This is a genomic window from Elizabethkingia argenteiflava (assembly GCF_009904105.1).
Taxonomy (GTDB): Bacteria; Bacteroidota; Bacteroidia; order Flavobacteriales; family Weeksellaceae; genus Elizabethkingia; species Elizabethkingia argenteiflava.
The window spans coordinates 1-314 of record NZ_JAAABJ010000203.1; the positions used below are offsets into that span (position 1 = coordinate 1).

Annotated in this window: 1 pseudogene; it reads right to left on the minus strand. The window is 36.6% G+C overall.

The annotated features are described in order from the left end of the window. Positions 1–314: pseudogene (locus GNY06_RS01600) on the minus strand (type IIA DNA topoisomerase subunit B); the annotation flags it as partial.

Genomic DNA, 314 nt, shown 5'->3' on the forward strand with positions numbered 1-314 from the left:
CGCCATCAGAAGTATACTGACCGTTTACAAAAGAAAAATAATTTTCACCGTAAGCATTTGTATGAGTAAACGCAAACTGTAAATGCTCGCCACGGTAGCTTCCAACAGGATAAAGGCTTTCTTCTTCAATTTCATTCTGAAGCAAATCCAAAAGTCCGTTTTCGCTGACAAATTCCTTGCCGTTAAATTTGAGTACCAGACCTGAATTTAAATAAGCATAATTCCAGATTCGCTTTTCAACAAATTCCATATTGAACGAATACTTGCCAAAAATTTCTTCGTCAGGAACAAACTCAAAAAAAGTACCATTCGGC